The sequence below is a fragment of the Mesorhizobium sp. M7A.F.Ca.US.005.03.2.1 genome (assembly GCF_003997795.1).
Classification (GTDB): Bacteria; Pseudomonadota; Alphaproteobacteria; order Rhizobiales; family Rhizobiaceae; genus Mesorhizobium; species Mesorhizobium ciceri.
In genome coordinates this window covers 1-2,065 of sequence record NZ_RZRP01001010.1, presented here as the reverse complement: position 1 = coordinate 2,065, position 2,065 = coordinate 1, and the positions used below count along the sequence as shown (strand labels likewise).

The 2,065-nt window shown below is 63.4% G+C and carries 3 protein-coding genes; 2 read left to right on the top strand and 1 reads right to left on the bottom strand.

The features are described 5' to 3' along the window. Both EN991_RS33900 and bmt read left to right on the top strand, forming a co-directional pair. On the top strand, positions 1-616 hold a 616-nt coding region (locus EN991_RS33900; RefSeq protein ID WP_127370368.1), incomplete at its 5' end, for a transcriptional regulator. A gap of 131 nt (positions 617-747) precedes the next feature. Beyond that, positions 748-1,770: a betaine--homocysteine S-methyltransferase gene (gene bmt, locus EN991_RS33895; protein WP_063173709.1), complete on the top strand. Its 1,023-nt coding sequence runs from the start codon at positions 748-750 to the stop codon at positions 1,768-1,770. A gap of 15 nt (positions 1,771-1,785) precedes the next feature. Here the strand turns inward: bmt and EN991_RS40125 are convergent. Next, the coding region (locus EN991_RS40125; protein ID WP_245461148.1) for a hypothetical protein at positions 1,786-2,065 on the bottom strand (280 nt) is incomplete at its 5' end.

The window sequence follows — 2,065 nt, the reverse complement described above, 5'->3', positions numbered from 1 at the left end:
CGAAATCCGCGAAAGCCTGGAGATCGAAGAGGCACCGGATGGTTTCGACCGCACGCTGTTGGCCAAATGGCATGCCGAGGCGGCAGGCACCAAGATCCGCTACGTGCCTGCCGGCATTCCCGATCTTCTGCGCACCGAAGCGCTGGTCGACTACGAAGCCGGCATCGCCAACAAGAGCCGCCTGGCGCAGGCCGGCGAAACGCAATACCGCATCGACTACAACAGGCGGCCTGAGACCGACATGGAAGTCTGCATGCCGCGCCACACGCTGGAGATATTTGCCCGCGGGCTGGGTGTCTGGGACCGTTTCCCCGAAGCCGACCGGCGCGCGCAGCTGCTGCACATGGCGACGCTGCTCGACGACCTCTATCCGACCTTCCGGCTGTTTCTCTATGACGGGCGCATGCGCTATTCGATCCCCTACACAATCTTCGGCCCTTATCGCGCCGCCATCTATGTCGGCGACATGTATCTGGTGCTCAACGCCACCCAGCCGATCCAGACGTTGATCCAGCATTTCGACAATCTGATCCGGGCCGCCGACATCAATGCGCACGAGGCGTCCGGCTTCGCGCACAGACTGGCCGGCATGTCGTTCCCAACAGGCACTGTCTGATCTTCGGCAACAATGATCCTTCGGACGGAAACCGGCCTCCGCATTGGTGGCCGCGTTGCCGCCATTCCATTGACTACACATAAAGACTTCTTTATATCCTTATTCGACTTCGAAACATGAAAGCCAATCCGATGACGACCACCAACCCGATCGATGCTCTGCTGGCCGAAAAGGGCGTGCTGCTGGCCGATGGCGCCACCGGCACAAACCTGTTCGCCATGGGGCTGGAAGCCGGCGAGGCGCCCGAGTTGCTCAACGAGACGGCGCCTGACACCATCACCAGCCTGCATCAGAATTTCGTCGATGCCGGGGCCGACATCATCCTCACCAACTCGTTCGGCGGCACCCGCCACCGGCTGAAGCTGCATCATGCGCAGGACCGTGTGCATGCGCTGAACAAGCGCGCCGCCGAGATCGCCCGTGCTGTCGCCGACAAGGCCGGCCGCAAGGTGATCGTCGCCGGTTCGGTCGGCCCGACCGGCGAATTGCTGGTGCCGCTCGGCGCCATGACCTACGACGAGGCGGTCGACGCCTTCGCCGAGCAGATCGAGGGTCTCAAGGAAGGCGGCGCCGAAGTCGCCTGGATCGAGACGATGTCTGCTCCCGACGAGATCCGCGCCGCCGCCGAGGCTGCCATCCGCGTCGGCCTGCCTTACACCTATACCGGTTCCTTCGACACCGCCGGCCGCACCATGATGGGCCTGCTACCCAGGGATATCCACGGCGTCACCGACGGGCTGTCGCAGGCGCCGCTTGGCGTTGGCGCCAATTGCGGCGTCGGCGCGTCTGACATCCTGGCCTCGCTGCTCGACATGACCGAGGCGAAGCCGGAGGCAACGGTGATCGTCAAGGGCAATTGCGGCATTCCCGAATTCCGCGGCACCGAAATCCATTATTCCGGCACACCCGAACTGATGGCCGACTATGTCAGGCTCGCCGTCGATGGCGGCGCCAAAATAATCGGCGGCTGCTGCGGCACCTCGTTCCAGCACCTTGCCGCCATGCGCAAGGCGCTCGACGCGCACACCAAGGCGGATCGTCCGACGGTTGCCGCGATCGTCGAGCGCATCGGCCCGATGCGCAACAAGGTGGCGACGGAAAATACCGCCGAGACCAGCGAAGCCCGCCGCGAGCGCCGCCGCAGCCGGGCCTGAGCTTATCGGTTTCGATTATTCGCTGTTGTCGGCGTAGCTCGACTGCGCCGACTTGAAGTCGACCACATTGTCGCTGTGCATCGTCATCAGCGCGCCGGATGAAACCGGATCGGTTATCTGCTCCAGCATGATGCGGAAGCGGTCGTTGGTCAGCGCCGACATGGCGGTGTGGCGCGCCTGCGCGACATCGTCACTGATACGCCTGGATTCCGATGATGGGGCCGATGAAACCGCCGAAGCATCTCGTGCCGGCGGTGTCGAGTTGGCGATAGTCCTGATCTGCAATTTCGGCTCC